This is a genomic window from Micromonospora sp. DT228 (genome assembly GCF_049841595.1).
GTDB lineage: Bacteria > Actinomycetota > Actinomycetes > Mycobacteriales > Micromonosporaceae > Micromonospora.
On record NZ_JBNCKO010000075.1, the window covers coordinates 1 to 350 of the forward strand.

1 pseudogene is annotated in these 350 nt (G+C 69.7%); it reads right to left on the minus strand.

Annotated features, from left to right (window positions below):
* Nucleotides 1–350 (minus strand): annotated as a pseudogene (locus ACLQ29_RS35475) (peptidase C39 family protein); the annotation flags it as partial.

The following is a 350-nucleotide window of genomic DNA, read 5'->3' on the forward strand; positions in this document are numbered from 1 at the left end:
GCTCGGTGCCCCACGCGATGCCGCCCTTGCTGGGGGTCACGGTGAAGCGGTCGGGGATGTTCGAGCTCATCGCGCCGAGCATCCGGACCTTCGGCGACGCCGTCTGGCCGGGCTTGCGGTACAGGCTGAGCCGCAGCTGGTACGACCGCAGCAGCACGCCGGCCTCGGCGTCGTCGATCGAGAACGTGTCGGTCCAGATGCTGGAGTACGGGTCGCCCTGACCGTCGAGGGTGGCCCGCTTGATGTCCTGGTCGCCGGAGGCCCAGCGGCTCATCACGTACCAGGGGGTGCTGGTGCCCGTGTTGTAGGTGCCCTGCATCTCGACCTGGATCCAGGTGCCCGCCGGGGTG